The sequence below is a fragment of the Pantoea sp. App145 genome (assembly GCF_047947045.1).
GTDB lineage: Bacteria > Pseudomonadota > Gammaproteobacteria > Enterobacterales > Enterobacteriaceae > Pantoea.
On the sequence record NZ_CP133293.1, the window covers coordinates 22,263 to 45,552 of the forward strand.

A 23,290-nucleotide genomic window follows, 5' to 3' on the forward strand; every position below is an offset into this window, starting at 1 on the left:
TCGCACTCGCGCCGGCGTAGTCATTCCCGTCGCGGCGCCGCTCAGGTTTCACGTTACCGCCGTCCATGCCAACACCTCTGCTCGCTTGCGCTGCGGCTTCCGGTGGTGCCCCTGCATCCTCCGCTTTCCGCCGGGCTGTCGTTAAGGCACGGCACAGGCCGTGATTGTAATTAACCTTGACGGAGAGCGATTTATGAAGAATCCACAAAAACCCCGGACCATCGTTATTGATGACCGCATGGCATTCCTGCCCATGCTTTTTTCTGACGACCTTCTGCGTGCGGAGCTGAATGTCTATCTTTATGCAGACCGTTTTCTTGAAAATTACGACGGCGGGTTGTGGGAGTTTGTCGGACTGACTGCCGGTGGCGGGTTTATGCAGCCGCCGGGGGAGCGCTGGCGTTTCACCAATCCGGCAAACTGGGCTGACGAAGTTGTTTCAGCTGAGGCGGCGGGGATCATCATCACCGCCCTGGTGCTTAATCATCGCAGCTGGATGCACTATCACGATGATGAACAGGCACTCTGTGAGCACTTCTGCAAACGTTATGATCAGCTGATCGCATTTGCAGACAGACACCGCGAAGCAGTTGCTATATTCCGGGCACTGGACTGACAGGAAGCGGGGCCGGAAGGCCCCGTTATTGCGGTGTGGCTGGTCGACCTGGACACAGCCCGACAGCAGGGGAAAAATGTGGCGCTCCTGGCGCAACAGTCTGTCTGCACTGCCCGTACCGGATAAGCTATAACGGGTAAATAAGCTACAGGAAGAAGATAAGCTGTGATGAGTAATGATGTCGCTTCGCTCCTCTTCAGACCGCCACAGCAGGACTGTGCCGGAAACCCGGTGCAGGCGAAATTCATTTCACAGCATACAGATGCGAAAAAGGCCGCCCCTGGGGGCGACCTCTTCCGGCACTTCCTTTTGCGACCATCCGTTATTTGTACAGTTCAGCGGTCATATGCACACGGTTGTTGGTGTTGGCTTCGGTAATTTTATACTGATCGCCATGCTGTGCGGCCTGAGCGGCAACCTGAGCTTCGGCGCCGTCGAGGGTATCGGCAGTAACAGAGATGCTCTGTGCGAAGCTAGCTGCTGACATCAGAGAAAGAGCAGCTGCGGCGGCGATGGTCATTGCTTTGATAGTTTTCATGGTCTTATTCCTTGGTTTGTATGGTTGAAAGCATGATTGCTTTCGATGGGAATAATGATAACCATAGTGACCATTAGCATATTAACAATAAATACGGATATTGTGATCATGCTAACTATCACGGTGATAGGGCATACCTATAGGCAGCATTCGACTATCGATTCATCAAAGCTGCTTTATGAGAGTTGCTAACTCTTTTCCCCGGCTTTAGCCGTCTGTCCTTAACTTTTCACGCCATCTGTATCTGCTCCGTGGTGCTTAAACATAACCGAACGCTTCCCGGAAGGTGTTTAGCTTGCTCGTATCTGTCTCTCTGTTTGCGGAGTGTTCAGTAAGTTCACGGTGACCCGTTCTGGTGCCATGCCGCCATGGTACAGATCGCCGGGCAACCACTGATATGCTGAATCGGTGGGAATACAGACGGAGTACCAGTAGCCGGGAGCCGGATATTTTGCGGGTTGATGCGTTGATTGAGAGAAAGAGGTTATCAGTCGTATGTCTGCGCAGCGGCGGAAGATATCCGGTTGTGCATGGCTGCTGTCACTGGCCTCTGAGACTGGCAGCCTGCGGCTATTGCACGTTATATCCGCAGTTTACAGGTGAGCTGGGTTATCGGTTATATGCTGATGAAGTCGAACTTTAAAGATGAAGAGCAAATAAAATCATATGGTTATGACGTAAATCATTCGTCTGAGTGGTGCCATGGCTTCTGACAACTGCATGTTCTCTGACTGTTCACTCTGACGGATGATGAAGAATGACTGGCAGGTGGCGCCTGTCTCGCGTCGTACAGACAGAACATGGCCACAATGCGCATGTCGATGTTATGTGCATACCAGCCTCAGCTGGCATTTCAGGGCATTGTGTCGAAACGGAGCAGGTGCGGCAGGAGGAGCAATAATAAGGATCTGACGAAAGGATGAGCATACTCAGAAGAACATCTGATTGTTCTCTTATGCCATCAAGTCAGTGGATGGTCACCCTGTGAAAAGCAGGCTGATGCACTGGCTGACCGATGCTGCCATTTTCATTGCGCTGGCTTTTACGCTGTGAGCATCAGGCCGCTTTACGGCCCTTTTTGTCATTCGTATCTGGCTAGATACGCAGCATAGGCAACCAACTTTTTTTAGCTTATAGTTAGGTTCAGTAGTAGAATGCTTCGCCTCGTCGGGAGATGATGATTATGGAGTCTATCGTGAAATTCAAAATCCAGCATTTGCAGGCCGCAGTGGCGCTGGTACTTGCCAGTTTCCAGCCACAACCTAACGCGGCTACGTGTCAGCCTACGATTGTAGAGCGGGTTTATGAGATGGGCGCCAGAGTCAACAAAACTGACATCAAAGAACTCACTGCTGCTCTCAACTCGCTGGCGGGGGAACTACGCGGCAGTCGCGCTGAACTCTCTCATTATGCAGACAATGATTTTGAAGGTGCTGTCAGAACGGCTAAGGAAATCCGGAGCCAGACTATCCATGTCGCTGGCATTGCTGAATCCTTCGTTCTGATGTTGCCTGAAAAAGAGATCATTATGTCTTACGACAAAAACTCTGTTGAGTTTGCGTTCGTTAAGGCCATCAAGATGGTCAGCATTGCGACCAAAAGCTACCTCAGTCTTATCGACCAGCTTACCCGCACAACCGATGTCCGCGACTCAGGTGTCAATTTTATAGCCATGAACCACCTGCTGAACACTGGCAACAAGGCCGCTGATACATGGCGCTAACGGCTGAATACAGTCGTGTTACGTGGGGTGAATTTTTTCAGCCCACGTTTGCCATTCACCCCTACCTCGAAAATCAGCTCAAAGCCGAGTTCATCACTTATAAATCAACGGGCGCACCTTCGAATCTGCTTGGGCGGGATGCGCCTTTTGACTTTCCACCCTTCGCGGTTGATGCGAACGTACAGCACATCCACGTCAATCTGCACTTTCAGCTGACCTGGAACGCCAGGCAGGAAAATTACAACCGAACCTCTGATCACTATCTCGTTTATACCGAGCATATGTGGGAGAGTGGCCGCTTTTTGCTGATGGGCCTGATTACACCAGCTCATGAGCGCATGTCAGCCAGAGACACCCGGTTGCTCAGGTATTTTTCTGACGTTGCAGAAGACTTTCACGCCTCTTAACCAGACAGAAGCAGATTTGTGGATGGTCAACAAAGATCTTGCTGCGGGCATCCTTACACTGCCTGTGGTGTGAGGTTAAAAACCTGATCAGCACAAATACTCTGCCATCCGCTGAGACAGCAGGCGGTAATATCCTGCCATCTGGTCAGGGTTTTGCTGCTAAGTTTCCAGTGTGTATTCCGAGGATTTCGGTCAGTGATTCCGACGATTTCGATCGCTCTTCTCGCGCTGTTTTTTTCTTCTTTAGTTTTTAACTTGCCTGATCGGTTTGCGTCACTTTTCGCATCGATTCGCCTCTAAGTTCTACCCGATGTCCGTTATGCAGAAGCCTGTCCATAAACGCGTCTGCAACTGTGGGATTGCCCACCAGTTTGTACCATTCCCCCACCAGTAGCTGGCTGATGATGATTGTGCTCCCTCTCTGATATCTGTCTTCCATGACCTCGAGCCGATCTGAGGCCTGACGCGTATTCAGTTTCTCGAGATCCCAGTCATCAAGGATCAGCAGTTCTTTCTTCGATAGTTGCAGGAGCTGTTTCTGGTAACTTCCGTCTGCATGACCGATGTTCAGATCATCAAGTAGACGCGTCTGGCGGTAGTACGTGTCAACAGCAGTTGAACTTTGACCCGCCGGGGGGGCGGGCGTTTTCCTGGACTCTCAGAATCAAAAACATACTGGAACTGGTAGATGTCAGACTACTTGATCACATTATCATCGGGGGCAATGACGTTGTATCCATGGCCAGAGAGGGATTGATCGGGATGTGATATCACCGGGGCAGAAGAAACTCTGCTCCCATTTCCACAAAGGTGAGACCGGATTACTTGAGGAAATGATAAGCACGGCAGATATCAAGAGCATGAATTTGTTTATCATAAACTGAAGACAGGTTGCTGCCTGAGTGAATGTATGTCTGTTTTCTGTTCAGGGTATCTGAGAATAATCTGTACTTATTGCAGAATAGTTTCAATTACATAAGTGGATTTGAAATGTAGGGTCGGGCTTTACATGCCGTATACCACATAAATCAGTCAGTAACGACCGCATAGCCTGTTTATGTATTATCCCCGAAGCATGAGGTTTGTAGATAATGTCTTTCTTTGATAATGATGTCATTAATTCAGTAATGACAAAAAGTTTAAGTAACAGCCTTGCCAGCTACAGTGACGGTAAGTTTGCTTATGCCATTCTTAACAAGAGAAACCTCTCTGAAGTCGCTTTTCTGACAAACTATCCGCCGGAATGGGTCTCTCAGTACAAAGAGAATAGCTATCATAAAACAGATCCTATTGTACTGCAGGCATCCACCACAAACTCACCATTTGTCTGGGGGAAGAATGTTCCGTCAGTAAATAATATCGTTATTAACAGGATTTTTTCTCATTCCAGTGAGTATAATGTTAATAATGGATATACCTTTGTTTTACATGATTACAATAATCATCTGGTCATGCTTTCACTGATTTGTGTCGAGGGTGATGTCGATAAATTCATCGAAAAAATTGATGTGCATAAAAAAGATATCCAGATGCTCCTTATCTCCACACATGATGAAATGATCGCTCTTTATAAAGAACTTCCGAGTAAGAAAACCAGAGAGCATGCTCTTTTCACCGAAAGAGAGAATGAAGTGCTTTATCTGGCAAGTACAGGTAAAACCTATCCCGAAATTGCCGCCACTCTGAATGTAACAACATCAACTGTTAAGTTTCACATGGGGAAAATTGTTACTAAGATTGGGGCTCTCAATGCCAAGCATGCGATCAGCCTGGCAATTGAGTCCGGGATTATCATACCTCCGTTGTTGTGAGTCTGAACAGCAGCGGCCAGTTTTCCAGCTCATCACAGTTAATCAGTATGTTGCTGCTGATACTTTCGATAAGTGTGTTTCTGCTGAGGTATGTAGTCGGCATGAAGAGCAGGTAGATGGACTCTGATGTATCAGGTGCTCTGCCTCTGTTTATTAGTTCAAAACTCCATCCGGATTTTGTTATTATTTTCAACATAGCATGGCTTACGATGGTGTATATCCCGCAGTATTGATGATTGATGCTATAACTGATCATTGCGATGTAATGTAATGTGCTGATAACCCTTTTTTTCTCTATGGTTCTCGTTCTTTCTTTATCGACAAAAAAACGACTGGACTCTATCTGGTTGGGGATAGGTATCGATAAATTATCAAAGCAAGTGGAAAAAGTGTTATCTATCATATTGGGCTGTGACATGTGTCTGAAACGGTTACTGCATATAATATTGTTATCTTTAACGCCCAACAGGTAGACCGTGTCGCTGTTATCATACTCATCGAACTCAATGTTTCCCGTGCATTTGACATCCCAGTTCAACCTGTCTTTAAAGGTTGTTTTTCTGAGTCTGAATAATTCATTTGCGATGCTGGATTGTGCGCTATATCTGACGCTATAAAATTCAATCATAAAATATTCCATTATCTGATGATGACTTTCCATGGTTGGTGAGAAATTAAATCATAGGTCAGTTAACTAATCTTTGGTCTTGTTCACGATAATTGAATTTAGAAGGGATCTGTTCAGGACTGGGTATGAAGTTATGCGCTTTTGTTTTGATCCACATCGGTTCCGGTGACGCCAGGGCTTAAGCTTCGTTTCGCGGGATGGCTGGCCAGGAGGCCTCTCCAGACGACTAAAGCAGGATTATATGAACAGGTAACAGCGTCTGGGGGCACCACTTAATATGACGTTGCTGAGCCCGCAGTGTCTCAATGTGGAGATTATCGGGTTCGGCCATAACACGGAACGCTGCTGAACGAAGTTATCATCTATCAGACTGTACCAGCAAAGCGATATTGTGCCTGGCAGTTGTGTAATGGTTGAATAGTAATCAAGGTTCGGGGCGGACTCTGAATACACGGCTGGCCTCATTTTATCCACAGGGTTTAGGGCCTGATATGCACGTAAGATGTGGACAACAGGAGAAGATCCCTTTCAAGCCTGCAAGCAGATTTGAGAATGTTAAAGACGTTATCCCGGTACCAACAAGTATTACATCAGCGTAAATAAGCGCAAAGTCACGCATCACATGTCCCCCTCCGGCTCCCCGGCACTGCCGGGTCGTCAGCCCAACTCCGCCAGGCGGCGGTAAATCCACCGTCAGTCTACGCCGGATCGCACAAAGACGCGTTCCGGGCCTGTCGGCTAAGGTCTGATGGCTAAACACCAGGTCAATCCCTGCAACCGGCTGTCGCCGGTGCAATCACCGGGCGCGGTTGCGCCCTCTGACGTCGCCACGCCGTTCCGTCGTGTCGGGTGTATTCATACCCGTTCATCCGCCCGTAGAGCATATTCCGGTCGGCCACTCGCGGAGGGCTTTTCGTAGCACCGGATTCCTCACGCCCGCAAGGGGCCGCCTTGCTGTCTCCTCACCCGTTCGCACTCGCCTGCGGCTCGCTTGCGCTGCGGCTTCCGGGACACCCCCTGCTGGCGCTCGTCACCGTTGCTACTTTGCCTTTTGCCGCGACTGGATCGACCGAAACATGACTACACACCGGAACAGGAGAAGTGCCATGAACACACACAACGTCAACATCCAAACCGCCACGCCAGAATCTCTCAAAACATGGGTGAAACAAAACTTCGACGTCCTTCTTGCAACGCGCACCAGTCGCCTGCTCAACCTGGCGAAGCTGGAAGGGGATCTGATGATGTATCGCTCTCTCGCTTCACTGGGTGAAGGGACGGTTGAGGAGGAATATTTGTACGATGCCGTTCACTGGGCGGCAGAATGCATTAACCGGATGGTCGCTGATGGCGACATCGCTACCCCGGCTGCATATGAACTGACCTTATCTGTTCAGACGCTGGCTGAAACGCTGTGGCAGGAAGTCTGGGCAGAGGAGGTTAAAGGGGCTGGGCTGCCTGGCCTGGCAGAGCTGCAAACCTCCGCAGAACATCGTCGCACCGAGCTGCGCCGATCTTTCACTGAAAGCGCACGTCCATTCGGGGTGATCGTTAGCGGGCACATGGAGTTCTCTGAAGACGACCTGTTTTACGGTACCTACTGGCAGGACGGGGAAGTGTGTCTCGGACGTGCTGACACCCTGGAAGACGCGATGGAGCTGCTTATCCAGGCTGATGCCAGCGGCGACTTGAAAATGCGCAAGGATGTTCATGAATACCGGGATGAAGATTTTGGGCGTGAAAGGGTACCGGTCAGCTTTTCCCCGCACATAGTTACCATTATCGACCTGGCAGGCCGGGTTGTGCTGTGTGGCAACGCTCTGACGCTGGTCTGGTCAGTACCGGAAACTGATCCTGCTGTTTTGGAGCGTATCGCCGTAGAAAAAGACGCCCTGCTGCGCGAGGCCGAACAGGCATCAGACTGGGACAATGATGAAACCGCCCGCCAGCTGCGGAGTCAGGCCGCCCTGCTAGATATGCCCCGTACCCATCCGGTGTGGCACAACACTCCGGAGGTTGCAGCTGCCCTGCGAAATTACATTCACCCGTAAGCAATTATCAGTACTCAGGCGGCGGTGCTGCCGGAATGTACCCCACAACAGGGAGAGGTTATATGGATTCACGGAACCACGGTACAGAATCACCCGAAGTAGCAGGCACAGAACTCACCCCTGAACAGTTTCAGGATTTGTATCTGTATATCGCGGACAACGGCGTTTTTGTCGGTATCAGCGGGGTGTCATGGCGGGACCATGTTGCGTTAAAAGCAATCGATGAACCGACCACCGCACCCGAAGGACTGTCAATTTATCTGTCAGCTGGCTGGCCGGTGGCCGTTTATGAATTTGATGTCGGATACAGGGTGATGCCTGCATTCAGACACCGCTGGGGATGGCGTCGGCCTGACGAACAATAAAACTTTTTTCCATTGATACAGCCGGGGTAGATCCCGGTTGTGATTTAACAGCAACACAAATATACGAAATTACGTATATAATGGAGTGCAGGATGCGTAAGAAAGTCAGCTTTATCGGGACCAGCCTGGATGACCTGCGTGCTTTTCCGGAAGGTATGCGTCAGGAGATGGGATATCAGCTTGACCGGGTCCAGCAGGGACTCGATCCCCTGGACTGGCGGCCTTTTAATAAGGTGGGTGCAGGCGTCCGGGAAATTCGGTTAAAAGGGGATGACAGCAGCTACCGTGCTATGTATGTCGCAAAGTTTGAAGAGGTAGTTTATGTCCTCCATTGTTTCCAGAAGAAGTCACAGACGACAAGCCAGTCCGACGTACAACTTGCGAAAAAACGTTATAGCGCCTTGGTTCAGGAGCGTGATAAATGAAAACTCAGACTTATGAAAGTGTGTGGGATGCAATCAGTAATACCCCGCAGGAAGCCGAGAACATGAAAGTGCGTTCTCAGCTGGTGACCAGTATTAACCACTGGATTAAACGGAATGGATTAAGTCAGGCGGAGGCAGCAAAAGCGCTGGGTGTTACTCAGCCGCGGATTTCTGAACTGGCGAGAGGCAAGATCATGTTTTTCAGCGTGGATAAACTTATTACCATGATGGCACATGCGGGAATGCATATCGTGAATATCGAAATTCGGGAAACTGTCGGAGTCTGAATTATCACGTTAAACCGGCACAGGGTGCCGGTTTAACTGCTAAAAATCATGTCCATACCTCTATTAACCTGGTCTCTGGCGCGGTATTTTCCCGGTTTTAATGTTTTTATAGTGCGTATCAATCATCATCGCATATCGGTAACGATTTCTGACTGACTCCCGGCTATTTTTCACTCCTGCATTATACATCCCGACGGCCAGCCATCCGGTCCCGTATTGATTGAAATTACGGCGGAGCAGCATAGCCCCAAGGTGAATATTCAGGCAGGGATCATCCAGCAGCAGCCTTTCGGTGACGAAAGGGTAATCTTTCCGAAACCGCCTGATGGTGGCGTCATTAATCTGCATTATCCCATAATCTGCGCTGATAACGTTACCGTTGCCGTCACGGTTATAATTAATGGCCAAAGTGTTGTATCGGGATTCCTGCCAGGCGATTGCTCTCAGATAGTCTGGGTCAATAGAGAACCATTCACCCGCCTGATTAAAACAATCCGCCTCGGCTGCGAGAGATATCAAACCTGATATCAGCAGAGTAATAGCCTGATTTATTATGCGCATTGCATTTCTTATTTTTAAAAGTTCACTACGGTTATCCTATCCAGAGTATCCTTAGAAACCAAATTCCTACACACCACTCGCAAATCTGTATTTGCAAAAAAACCATCAATAAATCAGTAGGCTGATTGGGGATTGTGTGTTTTTCACGATATAGTTAACTGACTGGGAAGGAATCAAAGAGTAACATTGCCGTTACTGCATTGTATTACTCCAGTGTATCTTTTTAAATCAATGCATTCAGTTCATTTCCTGGGATTAATAACTTCCCTGTGCTAAGCATGTTCCTGTAAAGTAACGTATTCGTAACGCCATAACCTTGCCATAGTCACGCTGCAGGGCGTAGATTACGCCTTTGTGGCCTTGCCTCATCAGAGTACCTGATTTTTATATTTTCTGTTCAACAAGGAAGATAATATGAATAGTCCCTCGATTTCAAAAAGTAATCGCGTCAATCTGACGGTACCTTTCTCGGTGCTGGAAAAGGTAGATGCACATATCGCTCATAAACTTGAGGATGGTGAGTCACGCGAAACCGCAAATCGATCAGCCTTCATTATGGAAATATTTAAGCTTGGCCTGCGTGTTTATGAGAATAAAATTAATAAGGATGTATCGAATAAAACACTGGATCAGAAGCTTGAACTTATCGCGAAAAACGTGATCATCAATGGTTTTATTACCGATGCTATTTTTGGTATCCAGAAAGAAACGGTAGACAAAACAAAAGTCATCAGAAACGAGATGGTGCTGGATCCGGACTGGCCTAAATCCATAAATGAAAGGGTAGCAGGAAAGTTGCAGGAGTACTTTAAGTAACAATTCTTAAGGCTATTTCTTGTTTTTATTAGAGACTGGCTGGATATCACAGATATTCAGCTCGGCTGTTTCTTTATTCTGCGCAATGCGGATATAGCGGCGCAGGGTCAGTGCATTGATACCATACTGCTTACAGATTTGTTTGCGGGTATGTCCACCTGCCAGAACAGCATTTACTGCCTGGTCTCTGTCATGCTTAGATAATGGATTGCGGTTGTCATATTTTACTTTTAAATTTTCAGTTTCCGGAGACTGCTTTGCCTGACGCCAGACTTTTTTGACGGAATCTGTACTCACGCTGAGAATATCGGCTGTTTGCTGGATTGTTTTGCCCTGAACTCTTAATCTGACGATGTCCTGTTTTACTGATTCAGGAATAATGTGGTGATCATCGTTTTTCCCCATGTACTTTATCAGCGTATCAAGACTGATATGATATTCGTCACAGACATCTTTACGCAGAGCCCCCTGGCTAAGCTTTTCCTGGATTAATTCAATATCCCGCGCCAGCAGCTTTCGGTTGCGACGTTCTGTGTCTTCCCTGCCACTTACCATTTTTACCGCATGATAAATCTGTGTGCGACTGACGTTACTGATTTGCTCTATCTCACGCAGCGTTTTCCTGGGTGATGCAAAATACATCTCCGCAATCATCTTCCAGCGCTGCCAGCGCAGATCCGATGCCGAAATACCTTTTTCTTCTCTGAGCAGTTTGTAGACATAGGATTTCGAGCAACCCGTGTTTTCCGCAATATCTGCCACGCTCCAGCCCTGATAAAAACGCTGCATCACTTCGCCTTCTTTCGAACTGACTGGCCCCCGGGATTGTTGTTGCGCAGGAGCGGGATCTATCCCATCAACGTTGAAAGCACCCGTCAGGCTGCGGATTAATTTATCTGCTTCGGCCTGGTTTTCACCAGGGGAGGGAAAGGGGATAAAGATATCTTCATGCACAGCTATCCACACATCCGGATCGGCTGCACCGGAAGCCAGGCTGATGTGTTTCATTGCGCGCGTAAAAAATGCTTTGGCCTGCGGCGTGGCAATACGGTGATCGAGAAAATAGAGGAAAGGCAGGGTGATGGTGCGGCAGGAAAAGAATTGTGTGCCTGAAACCGCCACCTTAAACCAGCCAGGATCACGATTGAAATGATACATGGCATAAGTCAGGACGCCTCTTAAGGCTTCCTCATCGTTGTGACTGAAAATCTGCGCTGTCACGCCTGCAGGGCTGGCGACATGAATAAACAACTGCCCTGTCTTACTCATCTCAGTTCCTGCCAGTCCTTCAGTTACGCCATCAGGTTAGAAGTCTGATTAACTCGATAAGATAAATTGATCTTAAAGATCAATACCTTAAATTGAATAAAACTTATCATTGGCGTAAAAAACACCAACTCTTTTCAACCCGTGAAATGGGTTCAGGTATCGCCATGACGGCGATAAAAAACGACAAGGAGGTGTGCCTCAGAAACGTCAAATCAGCTCACTGCTCTGGCAGCAGCAACTCTACCTTATCTCTAATTAACGGATCCATTATATCCCTAACCGGAGAGATTTCCTATGAATGGCAAGGTTCTCGCGTCTTTACGAAACTGCTGCAAGGCAGGGGCGGTAGCGTGGAAAAAGATGAACAGTACGGTTTGGCTGGCTGTTTGCCTGCTGGTGGCAATGGCTCAACAGGCATATGCCATTGACCTGTTTGCGACTGGCAAGCAGATGATAAATGACACATTAGGAAGTGGGTCAACCGTAGTATGGATTTTGTATATTCTGGAGGCGATTGGTGCCACTTACACCTACATCAAAACCAAAAATCTGGCCATTTTTGGTGGGATTGTGGCTGTCATGATTTATCTCAACGTGGTTTTCGGCATCATTCCGTCATGAAACAAAAACGTGATCGATATCGCTACCCGACCACGTTTTCTGAACAGCGACGCTTTATGGGGCTGCCACCTGACGAATTTTGCCTGTATGTCCCTCTGGGCTTGCTGGCGGTTTTTCTCAACATGTGGATTTTTGGCCCTACGCTTCTCGCTGCCATTGTCGGTGTGCGTCATCTCAAAAAGGGCCGGGGTTCTCAGTATCTGCTCAATCTTGCGTACTGGTGCCTGCCGACCTCATTCATGCGTTTTTTTATCAACGTCCTGCCGGAAAGTTATAAACGACACTGGGTCGCCTGACCCAGTCCGGAGATCTAATGGAATATAAGCTGCGTTCGGCAGGGAATCGCAACCTGGCCGTCGCCATATTAGTGCTGCTGGTCATCAGCATCCTTGCACTGATGCTCTGCTGGCGTCTGTACAGCGACAATCGCGACCTTTTCCGTCAGCTGGCGAATAACCGGCAGATAATCGTGGTGCCTTATGGGGCAGATTCTGCGTTCAGTTTTACCGGTGAACGCGGTGATGCGCGCTATTTGCGGCTGATGGCACTCGCCTGGGCAAACCTGCGGCTCAATATCAACAGCGCCAACGCGGAGGCCAGCCATGAAATGTTGCTTGCCGCAGCCTGCGACGGTGCGGAGGCCGTTATGCAGCCGGTGCTGGCGGAGGAATCCTCGCGGGTTAAGGGTAACAGTGGTGGGTCGGTATTTTATCCCAAAGACTTTCAGGTGTGGCCGGAGAAAGGCATCGTTGATATCGCCGGACAGCTTGAGCTGAGCTACGGCATGCACAGCGGTGGGCTGGTGGACAAACGCTACCGCATTCGCACGGATCTGCGTAACAACCGGCTGTGCTGGAGTGCTTTCCTGGAGGTTCCTAATGTGTAAAAACGTCCTCCTCAGCATGCTGATCTTGCTGGTTACGATCTCTGCTCAGGCAGAGCAACGGACCATCCAGACAGGTGCGCGCGTGTCGGTTGAGGTCAGCAATATCAACCCTAACGCTATCCGGGTCAGTGATGACCGCATTATTAGCCTGCAGGCGACACAGGGCATCCTGACATCGAAAACACCGACGCCAGACGGTGCGATAGTGTTCTCCACCCTGGCAGACAGTCCGTTCACTCTGTTTATTCAGACGGCATCCGGTTTTGGATTTTCCCTACAGGCGACCCCCGCCAGACTCCCCGGGCTGAACCTGACTATTGATAATATCGATGTTCGCGGAACGGAGCAGGCTCAGTATTTTGAGCAGAAGCAGGACAGTTACAGTTCGCTTGTCAGCAATCTGGTGAGCCGCTTTATCCATAACCGTAAGCCGGACGGATATGTTGTGACCAGGAGTACGCAGTTACCGGTGAGTGGGGCAGTGGAAGCCGCTTTCACTCTGCGTCCTGTTACCGCCTGGCAGGGGGATCGTATTCGTATTGTGCGCACGGAAGTGACCAGCCGTTCAACACTGCCACTGCGTCTGTCTGAGCGTTATTTCTGGAGTCCGGGCGTAATGGCCGTTTCCTTTCATCCCCAAATGGATGTGATTTCACCGGGTGAGCAAGTTGCTGTTATCACGGTATTCCGCACACGAGGCCGTGGCGATGAACCTCAATAAGCTCATCCGCAGCAAACAGCGCAAACTCATGGCCATCATTTTCTGCATCGTTGCTGTGTTTGTTGGCGTGCTGTATTTCCTCAACCGGCATGCAGCTGAGATGTCGGGGAGCAAAAGCGAAACCGCAGAAACTGCACAGCCTGAACCGGATCTGACGGGCGGGACGGTAACCAATACGTTTGACGGTTCCGGGCAGAATTCATTGCTGGTGGATGCTCAGCGGCGTGAAAAGCAGACCAGAGAAAACCTGGCAACGATGCAGAAGGATTTTAAGACACTCCAGGACCAGGTGAATGTGGTGCTGAGCAATAACCAGATGCTGCAACAGAGTGTCAGAGAGCTGCTGGAAAAGCTGGCACAGCGGAACACTCAGCCCCAGCTTCCCGCGGCACCTGAGGTTGGTTCACGCACGGAGTACAGCCTGGGGCCAGTGCCGGTCCTGCCCGGACAGATTGATAACACTCTGCTGGACGATCTGTCCTTGAAGAAGAAAGCCACTGATACCTCTTTCTGGATCCCGACCGGTGCTTTTTCCGATGCAATCGTTATTGAGGGAGCGGACACCAACGCATCGGTTCGCGGTGAAAACAACCTTGTACCGATGCAGTTCAAACTGAAAGGGCTGGCACATCTGCCGGGGAACCAGCGTACAGACCGGCTCGATAATTGTTTTGTCACCGCCGCTGCGTATGGCGATATCTCCAGTGAGCGCGCTTTACCCCAGCTTCAGCGCCTGTCCTGCATCATTGACGGGAAGCACATCGATCAGCCGGTCAAAGGGCATGTCGCTTTCTACGGTAAAAATGGCATCAGGGGCGTGCCGGTGATGCGAAACGGCAAAATCCTTGGTCTGGCTTTCACTGCCGGTGCGTTGGGCGGCCTCGGTCAGAGTGTGTCACAGGTCGGCCAGACGGTAGCCGGAATTGGTGCAACGGCCAGCATTAGTGGCGGTGAGGTTGCCCGGACTGCGGTCGGCAGCGGTGTGGGTAAAGCCGCCGACAAACTTGCGGATTACTACATCGAGCGTGCTGAGCAGTATCACCCGATTATTCCGGTAGGCGCAGCCAACCGGGTTGAAGTGGTCTTTATCGAAGGTTTCCGGGCGAAATTCATTGAGGATGAAGAAGCCCGTAAGGCAGAAAAGCCGCCTACCCAGACTGCAAAAGATTCTGCACGCACACAGGGTAATACCGGACTTCCTCCGGATCTGATTGGAAGGCTTGGAGACGCCACCAGACTCAGCATGGATGACTTTGTGGTTCCGGTATCCGGCAAAGTCAGACCGTCATCTGAACCCACCTCACAGGGAGTATCGCCATGAAAGGAAAGAAGTCGATGTTCAATTATGCCGAGCATTGTGGCTGGATAATATTTACCGACCGCACTCTGACTTATACGGGACGTGAGACAGATGTGCGTATCCCCGCACTGCACAAGCTCTTTTGGGCAGGGCTGATAGCACTTAACCTGACCGGTTGTGCCGGGATGAACAGTGAATTTGAGTTCAGCAAACCAGCAAAAGATTCCGGGGTGTGGATGGCAGAGGCGGATGAGATGTCTGCTGGCACTGCATCAGACTTCCGGCTTGATGATTACAGGCTGATCGATACCGGCAGTATTGTTCTGGCACCGCAAACGGTGCCTAAAGATGCTGAAACCAGGCAGGCAATCAGCCCGGGAGCAGAAGAGGATACCCCATGGGGTTACTGCAGTGCCCCACACTGTTTCCCGGAGCCATCAGCCGCCTTTCGCCGCCCGGACAGCGTTGCGCGCATCTGGATTGCCCCTTACGTTTCACCCGCCAGTAACGTGCATATGGGAGAGGTGATCTATACGGTTGCGAACCCGGCAGACTGGCATGGGATCCTGATGTGAGGCACTATGAAACTACCGGAACGCTTCCATTTTGATCCGCTTAACGTTGTAGACACCGTCGCAGATATTCTCGGTGAACGGGACTCGACCTCAGAGACACGAGAAAAACTCCAGGAACTGGATTATCCGCATATTCGAGATTTGTTGCCGTACCAGGATTATGACAGTGACAGCCAGATTTGGGTCAATCAAAGCTCACTGGGTTTCATTATTGAAGCTCAGCCACTGATCGGCGCTAACGAGAAACTGGCTGAGAGTCTTGAATATATCGCGCGTGATGTCGTGCCCCGCGAGACGCCACTGCAGGTCATGCTGGTCTCTACCCGAGCAGTTAAAGAACAGGTCAGTCAAGGTCTGAAGGATTTTGCCTGGCGGGGACATCGTGCGCAGGAGTGCAACGATATTACCGCCCGATTTTACCTCAACGGAGCACGCTATAACTTCAGCAACGGTCTGGATCATCCGCTGACATTACGTGACTACCGGTTGTTCTTTATCTGGAGCATGCCGGTTAAATCGGTCTCGGATACTGAGTTTGTGCGGGTCGGTGATGTACGGCGCAACCTGCTGAATGCGCTGAACTCTGCTGATATCTGGTCTGAGGCCATCGGTGTGACGGAGTTCAACAGTGTGCTGCGCGAGTTTTTTAATCACGACACTGAATGTCTTGAACGGTACGACGCAGCCTATGATCCGGGAGCGGATCTCCGGTCTCAGTTCGTTGACTCCACCACCAGCTGGAGGCTGAAACCCTCGCATATCCGCATTAAAGGGACTGACAAAGCGAACCGGCCGTTCCGCACGCGTATGGTGAACCTCAACCTGGATCGTAACCCGGAGGAGCACTATCTGTGGCAGAACGGCAACATCCTGCAGGACCTGGCATCGCCGACGAATGGGATACCGTGCCCGTTTATTTTATCGATGGTGCTGGTTACCGAAGATCAGATGAAAAGCCAGGGGGAAGCCAACAGTAAATTCCTGGCGCTGGATTCCCGCGTCAACACCAGTTATGCGAAATACATTCCTTCGACGAAAAGCCAGCATGCAGAATGGAGTGATGCGCGAACCCGACTGCTGGCAAATCAGACGTCACTGACCCGCTATTTCTACGGTATTGCGCTGTTCTGTCCGGATGATGATGACCTGACTTCCCGTTATACCGAAAAAACACACAATGCCTTTGCGGCGCAGGGGCTGCGATTTGTGCGGGCGGATTTTATGCAACTGCGCAATGTACTGGCGATGTTCCCGTTTGCCATGGTGGACAGGAAACTGCGCAGTGACTGTCAGAAAACCGGTGCCTTACAGCGTGGGGAGACGTTTCACGCGGTTAACCTGCTGCCGGTGATTGGTGACAACAAGCTGTGTGCCTCAGGCATTCTGATCCCCAGTTACCGCAATCAGCTGGCATTTATCGATGTGTTTGACGAGAGCCTGCCAAATACCAACTTCAACTGGTTTATGTCGGGCACCTCGGGGGCGGGTAAATCCGTGCTGGCCAACTCGATTGCGCGTTCGGTGCTCGAAACGGGTGGCAGCGTCGCCATTCAGGATATTGGTGATTCCTACCTTGCCGCCTGCAGCAGTCTGGGCGGCACGTACATAAACGGGGAGTCGCTGCGCTTCAATCCGTTTGCCAATGTGACGAACATTTCCCTGGCGGCTGAGCGTATCCGTGACCAGCTCTGCATCCTTGCCAGTCCTCATGGCTTACTTGACGAAGTGCATGAGTCGTTGATTCTGGAGGCGATTACCGAGTACTGGCCGTCATACCATCAAGATATGCGCATCGATCATGTGATCGATTATCTGCGGGCGCGTAAGGATGACGTCACCCGCCAGCATTCCCCGCAGATTGGCGGGCGTATTGACGAGATCGTGACGCTGCTGGGCAAATACAGTACCAAAGGGATCTACGGAAAATTCTTCAACTCATCCGAACCAACGTTGCAACCCGGTTTGCAGTTTGTGGTGACAGAGCTGGGTGATTTGCGTAAGCAGCGTGACCTGCTGTCAGCCATCCTGTTTACCATCATGATCTGGAACGAGAACATGATGTATGTGACACCCCGCAGCATGCGAAAGATGAACATCACCGACGAAGGGTGGAAAATGCTGGGCGGATCCACACCGAAGATCGAAGACTTTATCGAGGAAGGCTATCGTACCGCCCGGCGACATAATGGTTCCTACGGTACGGTGACCCAGTCCATACGTGACAAAAATCTCTCCCGGGCGGCGCTGGCAGCGTATGACAACAGCTCCTTTAAGTTCATCTGTATGCAGGATGCTAAGTCATTTGCCACCTTCCAGAAGGAAGAACCCCACACCTTTAATGAGCTGGAATGGAGCCTCATCCGTAAGTTTCCACCCGCCCGGAAGGCACGTTACAGCGCGTTTCTGCTCAGCGTTGGCGAATATTCCAGCTTCCACCGTCTGATCCTCGATCCACTCAGCGACAGCCTGTTTTCATCAAAAGGTGAAGACTTTGCTTTTCGGCAGAAGCGTCTGCAGGAAGGCGCAGACATCAAAGACATTCTGTTTGAGATGGCAGACAACGATGTGCACAAACGGGAAATCATCCGGGCTCTGCGGGGGATGTCGCTGTGAAGACATGGCACCTGATGATGACGGGCACCCTTGCTGTGCTGACCAGCCTGACACTGTGTGTGGCCGCATGGTTCTTTGTGCTGCGACCACCGGGACTGGTGATCTTTGATATGAAAGCCACTGTGAATGCGTTTATCCGTCAGAGTACCGGACTGGATCTGACGGATGAGCAGCGCCAGCAGTTAGTGCATCGTTTTAACCAGAGTCTGTTTGCCGTGACTGATACCTATGCAAAACAGCATCGGGTCGCCATTCTGGTCAGCCCGGCGGTGGTCACCGGCCTGCCGGATGCCACACGTGAGATTCAGGCCCGTCTTGCTGTTGAGATGAATAACGCAGCCCGATCACCGGAAACGGCGGGAGACATCCGATGAAATGCCTTATTTCTGTCATCGTGCTGGCGGCTTTTTCTTCGTCGGTAGCCGCTGTCGATCTCGGTGCCTGGGGGGAGACCTGGGATATCCGGGAACATAACCTGATCACGGTTATGCGCAATAATCTGCAGCTGCATTTCGCCGGGCAGTCTCAGGCTGAAATGGAACAGGAGATACAGCGCAGGACAGAGGCTCAGGCGCTGCGACCGGTCCCTGTCGAAGGGCTGATCACCGCCAGTGAAACCCGGACCCGGCTCTATGATCCTGCTTTCACCGTCACGCAGGATCTCAGTGACCTGAGTGGTACCCTGTTTGCCCGCAGAGGTGAACGGGTGAATCCGTTCGATATCATCCCGGTATTTGATGAAACGCTGTACTTCATTGATGGCGATGATGCGCGCCAGATTGCCTGGATACAGCGGCAGAAGCCGCAGAGTACCACCAACCGTATTATCCTGGTGAACGGCAACGTACGTGACAGCGCCGGGATACTGGGTGAGCGCGTCTACTTCGACCAGAATGGCATTCTTGTCCGTAAGTTCGGCATTAAGCAAATCCCGGCTGAAGTGAAGCAGCTTACCGGAGAGAAGCTTTTCGTCATCAAGGAGTATGGCCTGGTGGATAGCGAATCCGGAGCTGATGATGAGTAGCCGCGAACGGAGGGACAGATACGCGGGGATTCTGCTCGGCCTGATCTTCAGTGGCCAGGTACAGGCGGCGGATCATACCTGTGAAGGACGCTGGGTGAATCCGATCACGGACATTTGCTGGAACTGTCTGTTTCCGATGAGTATCGGCAGTGTTCAGGTGTCGCAGGGTAGCCTGCCGGATACGGAGAATCCGTCATCCCCCATCCAGTTCTGCCCGGTACCTCCGCCTGTCTTTCAGCGGCCCGGAATTGCCATCGGATTCTGGGAGCCGTTTGCCATGACGGATGTCACCCGTGCGCCTGGCTGTATGGTCAATATGGGCGGATTTTCCGTGAATATTCCAAATACCGGTACGGGTACCGGAACAAAAGTTGCCACCCAGCATCCGGGCACGTTCTATCACGTCCACTGGTATAAATATCCGCTCCTTTCATGGCTGAACATTATCGCTTCAGAGATGTGTATGCAGGGCGGGGAATACGATATCGGCTATCTCTCGGAGCTGGATCCGACCTGGCAGAATGACAATCTCGCATTATTCATCAACCCGGAGGTGATGCTGTTTGCGAACCCCGTGGCGCAGATGGCCTGTGCCGCCGACGCACTGGCGTCGGCGGTCAGTAAACCCATTGATGCGCTGTTCTGGTGTGCCGGATCGCATGGTTCGATGTATCCGTTCACCGGCAATATTGTGAATGAGTCCAGCGGGCTAAACAGTTCGGCGCTGCTCTCGGAACGCATGAACTTCAAACTGCACAGGCAGGGGCTAATCCTGGATACGGTGCCGCAGGACCGGGCGGTCTGTTATGAATATCCATCGGCTATTCTGCCAAAAAGCCGTTACCGCTACCAGATGGTGAATACCATTCCCGATGTGGCGTCATGTCATCCTCTTGGCCGCAATGTCATGCAGTGGCAGAGCGGCAAAGAGATGCCGATTTCAAGGAAGAACTACGGATATCTGATATGGAAAAAACGCAACTGTGTTGTGCTTTAAGGGTAGCGCTGGGATTGCTGCTGGCGACGATTTCGCATGCGAAAGCCTCGCCAATCGACGCAACATTGAATGAATCGGCCTACTTCCTCTCCACTTCGATCCCGGAAAAGCAGCTGGCTCTCCTGATTAAAGCAGCGGAGTCACACAACATCCCGGTGTATGTGCGCGGGTTGGTGGACGACAGCATGGAACAGACCGCGAAATACATGCTGCATCTGGTGAGCACTTACCACGTCAGCGGGGTGCAGGTTGACCCGGTACGTTTTGACTACTACAGCGTGCAGCAGGTACCGGCGCTGGTAAGAAAGTGTGATAAACACTTCGATATCATTTACGGCAATATCGCGCTGAACGATGCGTTCACGCTGCTGGATCAACGCGGTGAGTGTCGCGCCTTACCTTAATCCTCTTTCTCTCTCAGCCCGGAAAATCAGATGACGAATCCAATCCGTTTCCTGCTGGCGGGGATGCTCTTTGCCTGCCTGTCCGTGAACCTGTATGCCACTTCCATGGACGCCTCAAATCAGGAAGGCATTGAAGCGGGAAAACAGGCATCAGGTGCAATCCGGCCGGATCCGCACAGTTATTTCGAAAACTTCAGTGCGCAGGCACCCCAGGCGTCTTACTACGGTGGCGTCACCCAGACGGATACCGATATGGCCGTGCATGGCGAAACGGAGCTGAATACTTCAGAACTGGGGCAGACGGCTCAGGAGGCGTATATCAATAATCCTGCCGACAGCATTAGCCATGACTCTGACATGATGAAGTACAGCGATGAAGTGCGCAGCAACGCAGAGGCCATCGCCGGAGATTCGGTCAACCAGTGCGTGGCGCAGGAGCTGAGCAAAACCACGTATACCACTCACCAGTGTGAAATGGCTTCTGACCTGAGTCAGTCCTGCATACGCAAAGCCACCATAATCACCACCGGATCGCTGGAAAGCGTCCAGACCAGGCTGGTACTGGATGCGGGCAGCGTCAGTGGCCGACGTGCTGAGGATTACTGGATCCAGTATGACTTCACGATGCCGGAAGATGGCACGCTCAGCAGCGGCAGCTGGGAACTGCTGTATCCGGCTGATCCTGGTTATCACGGTGACCGGCTGGATTATTCCATTCAGGCATTCGGGCAGAGCATCCGGGCAAAACTAAACAACTCAGGCCAGTTTGTGATTCCTGTTCAGCAGGTCAGCCAGGGGCAGGTCATCAGTCTGCGGGTGCGTTATAACACCGATGGCCATCATGACTCTGGCGCTAACGGGCTGATGAATGCAATTTCCCGTGGAACGATTGTGGTTCGCGTGACTCTGCCGATGGATGTCATCCGGGAGACGCTGAAGCCGGTGCTGCAATGGACCAGCAGTTGCCCGGCAGAAATGGGCGATGCTGTCTGGATGAGTGAGGAATGCACAGATCCCGGTGGAGAACGGACCGTGGTGCTGAATGGTATTCCCTACACCCTGTACAGCGATTGCTGGGGCTATACCACCCTCTGGAGCCTTTACGAGAACGACACCAACAGCTGTCAGGCGTTTATCGACGATCCCAATTGTAGCGAGGGCATGCGGACCTGCGCAGAGAAGATCGGTAACTACTGCGTATTTCATCATATGACCTGGCAGTGTGCTCACACGGAGAAGAGCACCGGCTATGTCTGCGGTTCTGAGTTCTACTGCTCTGATGGCAGCTGTGCAGCGATGCAGGCCGGGGAGAACCTGAGCTTTGAAGGTGCTGTTTCACAGCTGGCTGCACTGGCGGCGGCCGGGAAAGAATTCGCGGGTATGGATCCGGCATCCGTCAATGCGTTTACCGGCACAGGGATGGCCTGCCGCAAAAGCGCCGCAGGCTTTAGCAACTGCTGTAAAAGCGGTGGCTGGGGGCAGGATGTCGGGCTGGTGCACTGCAACAGCGAGGAAAAACAGATTGGCACCGGGAAAGAGAAAAAGCTGGTGGTGAGTGTGGGAAGTTACTGCGCCAGAAAGGTGCTGGGTGTCTGCCTGCAGCGTAAGGAAGGTTACTGCGTGTTTGACAGCAAACTCGCCCGTATTCTGCAGGTTCAGGGACGTCGCGAACAGCTCGGAATTGGTTTTGGTTCCGGTGATAACCCGGACTGCCGGGGTATCAGTATCGGCGAGCTACAGAGGATCAGCTTTGAGCGTATCGACTTCACCGACTTCTATGATGACCTGAACAGCCACGTCGAGTTACCTGATCGGGAAGCGCTGGAGCAACGAATTCTCTCTGATATTCAGAACAGCCTAAAACCCGGCGGAGGCTGATCATGAAAAAGCGACTCTGTTTTACGTTACTGCTCGTCGTACTGCCGCTCTGTGCAGAACAGGAGAAGCCAGACGGCTATCACTATCTGCCCGCTGTCGGCTGGTACTGGTATAACCGGCCGCAGCCTGTTGCAGAGGAAGAGGCGGTAACTTCCGCCCAGGAACAAATCCCGGATACGCCGACCAGCCGAATGAGCCGCCTGCAGGCATTTCGCGACGATCTCATGAATGAGGCGATGCTGCACCCCTCTGTTGAGAATATCCGGCGCTACAAAATCGTGCAGGACTGGATGGTGAACCAGGCCAGCCTGTTTGCTGCCCGCTGGGAAAAAGTTCTGCTGGATAACCCGGAACTGGATTACAGCTTGACGCATCCGTTCTACAACGGCACGGCGAATATCCAGCACATCCGCCAGCGGCAGAGACAGCAGGAGGCGATCCGCTTCGTCAATCAGCGTTATGGCGTGTTCTTCTTTTACCGGGGGCAGGAGCCGCTGGATAACCGTCTGGGCAGCGTGGTGAAGGAGTTCAGCGCACAGTACGGTCTGACGGTTGTCCCTGTCACCATTGACGGACGAATAAACCCGGATCTGCCCGACAGCCGCATTGACAGCGGACAGGCCGGAAACATGCAAATCGAACACTTCCCGGCCATCTATCTGGTGGAACCGAACAGCAAAAGATACCAGCCACTGGCTTATGGCTTCATCACTCAGGATGACCTTGCACGCCGCATGCTCAACGTCGTGACAGACTTTTCACCGGAGGATTAAC

27 protein-coding genes and 1 pseudogene are annotated in these 23,290 nt (G+C 51.3%); 23 read left to right on the top strand and 5 right to left on the bottom strand.

The window, feature by feature from the left end; translation table 11 throughout:
- Window positions 1-193 precede the first annotated feature (193 nt).
- Window positions 194-616 carry an antirestriction protein gene (locus RCF31_RS24990; RefSeq protein ID WP_416414357.1) on the top strand — a complete coding sequence of 141 codons (423 nt, stop codon included), beginning with the start codon at window positions 194-196 and terminating at the stop codon, window positions 614-616.
- Window positions 617-938: 322 nt separating this feature from the next.
- Here the strand turns inward: RCF31_RS24990 and RCF31_RS24995 are convergent, their stop codons facing one another.
- Entirely contained in the window at window positions 939-1,154 is a 216-nt protein-coding gene (locus tag RCF31_RS24995; protein WP_084872098.1) for a YdgH/BhsA/McbA-like domain containing protein, read from the bottom strand.
- A gap of 1,195 nt (window positions 1,155-2,349) precedes the next feature.
- Here RCF31_RS24995 and RCF31_RS25000 point away from each other — a divergent pair.
- Window positions 2,350-2,877 (top strand): hypothetical protein, encoded by a 528-nt coding sequence (locus RCF31_RS25000; protein ID WP_416414358.1) that lies wholly within the window; start codon window positions 2,350-2,352, stop codon window positions 2,875-2,877.
- On the top strand, window positions 2,868-3,284 hold the full coding sequence (locus tag RCF31_RS25005) for a type II toxin-antitoxin system YafO family toxin (RefSeq protein WP_416414359.1): 417 nt from the start codon (window positions 2,868-2,870) through the stop codon (window positions 3,282-3,284). Before RCF31_RS25000 ends, RCF31_RS25005 begins: the two co-directional genes overlap by 10 nt.
- A gap of 250 nt (window positions 3,285-3,534) precedes the next feature.
- On the opposite strand, the pseudogene RCF31_RS25010 reads toward RCF31_RS25005, so the two are convergent.
- A pseudogene (locus tag RCF31_RS25010) lies at window positions 3,535-3,885 on the bottom strand (ATP-binding protein); the annotation flags it as partial.
- 14 nt (window positions 3,886-3,899) lie between these two features.
- Between RCF31_RS25010 and RCF31_RS25015 the strand changes: the two are divergent.
- Both RCF31_RS25015 and RCF31_RS25020 read left to right on the top strand, forming a co-directional pair.
- Window positions 3,900-4,052 carry a JAB domain-containing protein gene (locus RCF31_RS25015; protein WP_416414360.1) on the top strand — a complete coding sequence of 51 codons (153 nt, stop codon included), beginning with the start codon at window positions 3,900-3,902 and terminating at the stop codon, window positions 4,050-4,052.
- Between the two features lie 323 nt (window positions 4,053-4,375).
- The gene (locus RCF31_RS25020) at window positions 4,376-5,095 is read left to right on the top strand and encodes a helix-turn-helix transcriptional regulator (RefSeq protein WP_416414361.1); all 720 of its coding nucleotides are present in this window, start codon (window positions 4,376-4,378) and stop codon (window positions 5,093-5,095) included.
- Here RCF31_RS25020 and RCF31_RS25025 read toward each other — a convergent pair.
- Window positions 5,076-5,723: an acyl-homoserine-lactone synthase gene (locus tag RCF31_RS25025; RefSeq protein WP_416414362.1), complete on the bottom strand. Its 648-nt coding sequence runs from the start codon at window positions 5,721-5,723 to the stop codon at window positions 5,076-5,078. The two genes, RCF31_RS25020 and RCF31_RS25025, sit on opposite strands and share 20 nt — an antisense overlap.
- Before the next feature lie 1,106 nt (window positions 5,724-6,829).
- On the opposite strand from RCF31_RS25025, the gene RCF31_RS25030 reads away from it, so the two are divergent.
- The 4 genes from RCF31_RS25030 to RCF31_RS25045 all read left to right on the top strand — a co-directional run bounded on the left by RCF31_RS25030 (window position 6,830) and on the right by RCF31_RS25045 (window position 8,851).
- Window positions 6,830-7,774: a hypothetical protein gene (locus tag RCF31_RS25030; RefSeq protein ID WP_416414363.1), complete on the top strand. Its 945-nt coding sequence runs from the start codon at window positions 6,830-6,832 to the stop codon at window positions 7,772-7,774.
- Between the two features lie 62 nt (window positions 7,775-7,836).
- On the top strand, window positions 7,837-8,139 hold the full coding sequence (locus RCF31_RS25035) for a hypothetical protein (protein ID WP_416414364.1): 303 nt from the start codon (window positions 7,837-7,839) through the stop codon (window positions 8,137-8,139).
- 92 nt (window positions 8,140-8,231) lie between these two features.
- Window positions 8,232-8,564: a type II toxin-antitoxin system RelE/ParE family toxin gene (locus tag RCF31_RS25040; RefSeq protein WP_416414365.1), complete on the top strand. Its 333-nt coding sequence runs from the start codon at window positions 8,232-8,234 to the stop codon at window positions 8,562-8,564.
- On the top strand, window positions 8,561-8,851 hold the full coding sequence (locus RCF31_RS25045) for a helix-turn-helix domain-containing protein (RefSeq protein ID WP_416414366.1): 291 nt from the start codon (window positions 8,561-8,563) through the stop codon (window positions 8,849-8,851). Before RCF31_RS25040 ends, RCF31_RS25045 begins: the two co-directional genes overlap by 4 nt.
- Window positions 8,852-8,914: 63 nt before the next feature.
- Here RCF31_RS25045 and RCF31_RS25050 read toward each other — a convergent pair whose 3' ends face one another.
- Window positions 8,915-9,412 (bottom strand): lytic transglycosylase domain-containing protein, encoded by a 498-nt coding sequence (locus RCF31_RS25050; protein ID WP_416414367.1) that lies wholly within the window; start codon window positions 9,410-9,412, stop codon window positions 8,915-8,917.
- 414 nt (window positions 9,413-9,826) lie between these two features.
- Here RCF31_RS25050 and RCF31_RS25055 point away from each other — a divergent pair, with 414 nt between their 5' ends.
- Window positions 9,827-10,228 (top strand): hypothetical protein, encoded by a 402-nt coding sequence (locus RCF31_RS25055; protein ID WP_416414368.1) that lies wholly within the window; start codon window positions 9,827-9,829, stop codon window positions 10,226-10,228.
- A gap of 12 nt (window positions 10,229-10,240) precedes the next feature.
- On the opposite strand, the gene RCF31_RS25060 is transcribed toward RCF31_RS25055, so the two are convergent.
- A complete protein-coding gene (locus tag RCF31_RS25060) occupies window positions 10,241-11,497 on the bottom strand; it encodes a helix-turn-helix domain-containing protein (RefSeq protein ID WP_416414369.1) in 1,257 nt (418 codons plus the stop codon).
- A 360-nt stretch (window positions 11,498-11,857) separates the two neighbouring features.
- On the opposite strand from RCF31_RS25060, the gene RCF31_RS25065 reads away from it, so the two are divergent.
- The 13 genes from RCF31_RS25065 to traF are packed head-to-tail and all read left to right on the top strand — an operon-like array spanning window position 11,858 to window position 23,289.
- Entirely contained in the window at window positions 11,858-12,118 is a 261-nt protein-coding gene (locus RCF31_RS25065) for a hypothetical protein (RefSeq protein WP_416414370.1), read from the top strand.
- Complete coding sequence (traL, locus tag RCF31_RS25070; protein WP_416414371.1) at window positions 12,115-12,414, top strand: type IV conjugative transfer system protein TraL; 300 nt, start codon at window positions 12,115-12,117, stop codon at window positions 12,412-12,414. The genes RCF31_RS25065 and traL overlap by 4 nt, the downstream gene beginning before the upstream one ends.
- A gap of 17 nt (window positions 12,415-12,431) precedes the next feature.
- Complete coding sequence (locus RCF31_RS25075; RefSeq protein WP_416414372.1) at window positions 12,432-13,004, top strand: TraE/TraK family type IV conjugative transfer system protein; 573 nt, start codon at window positions 12,432-12,434, stop codon at window positions 13,002-13,004.
- Window positions 12,997-13,725 carry a TraK domain-containing protein gene (locus RCF31_RS25080; protein ID WP_416414373.1) on the top strand — a complete coding sequence of 243 codons (729 nt, stop codon included), beginning with the start codon at window positions 12,997-12,999 and terminating at the stop codon, window positions 13,723-13,725. Before RCF31_RS25075 ends, RCF31_RS25080 begins: the two co-directional genes overlap by 8 nt.
- Complete coding sequence (locus RCF31_RS25085; RefSeq protein WP_416414374.1) at window positions 13,712-15,046, top strand: TrbI/VirB10 family protein; 1,335 nt, start codon at window positions 13,712-13,714, stop codon at window positions 15,044-15,046. Before RCF31_RS25080 ends, RCF31_RS25085 begins: the two co-directional genes overlap by 14 nt.
- Window positions 15,043-15,600, top strand: coding sequence for a TraV family lipoprotein (locus RCF31_RS25090; protein WP_416414375.1), 558 nt, complete (start codon window positions 15,043-15,045; stop codon window positions 15,598-15,600). Before RCF31_RS25085 ends, RCF31_RS25090 begins: the two co-directional genes overlap by 4 nt.
- Window positions 15,601-15,606: 6 nt before the next feature.
- Window positions 15,607-18,213 (top strand): type IV secretion system protein TraC, encoded by a 2,607-nt coding sequence (gene traC, locus RCF31_RS25095; RefSeq protein WP_416414377.1) that lies wholly within the window; start codon window positions 15,607-15,609, stop codon window positions 18,211-18,213.
- Complete coding sequence (gene trbI / locus RCF31_RS25100; RefSeq protein ID WP_416414378.1) at window positions 18,210-18,587, top strand: type-F conjugative transfer system protein TrbI; 378 nt, start codon at window positions 18,210-18,212, stop codon at window positions 18,585-18,587. The genes traC and trbI overlap by 4 nt, the downstream gene beginning before the upstream one ends.
- The gene (traW, locus tag RCF31_RS25105) at window positions 18,584-19,237 is read left to right on the top strand and encodes a type-F conjugative transfer system protein TraW (RefSeq protein WP_416414380.1); all 654 of its coding nucleotides are present in this window, start codon (window positions 18,584-18,586) and stop codon (window positions 19,235-19,237) included. The genes trbI and traW overlap by 4 nt, the downstream gene beginning before the upstream one ends.
- A complete protein-coding gene (traU, locus tag RCF31_RS25110) occupies window positions 19,227-20,234 on the top strand; it encodes a conjugal transfer pilus assembly protein TraU (protein ID WP_416414381.1) in 1,008 nt (335 codons plus the stop codon). The genes traW and traU overlap by 11 nt, the downstream gene beginning before the upstream one ends.
- Window positions 20,204-20,638, top strand: a complete 435-nt coding sequence (gene trbC, locus RCF31_RS25115; RefSeq protein ID WP_416414382.1) for a type-F conjugative transfer system pilin assembly protein TrbC — start codon at window positions 20,204-20,206, stop codon at window positions 20,636-20,638. The genes traU and trbC overlap by 31 nt, the downstream gene beginning before the upstream one ends.
- A 30-nt stretch (window positions 20,639-20,668) precedes the next feature.
- Complete coding sequence (locus tag RCF31_RS25120; RefSeq protein ID WP_416414384.1) at window positions 20,669-22,516, top strand: conjugal transfer protein TraN; 1,848 nt, start codon at window positions 20,669-20,671, stop codon at window positions 22,514-22,516.
- 2 nt (window positions 22,517-22,518) lie between these two features.
- The gene (gene traF / locus RCF31_RS25125; protein WP_416414386.1) at window positions 22,519-23,289 is read left to right on the top strand and encodes a type-F conjugative transfer system pilin assembly protein TraF; all 771 of its coding nucleotides are present in this window, start codon (window positions 22,519-22,521) and stop codon (window positions 23,287-23,289) included.
- Window position 23,290 lies beyond the last annotated feature (1 nt).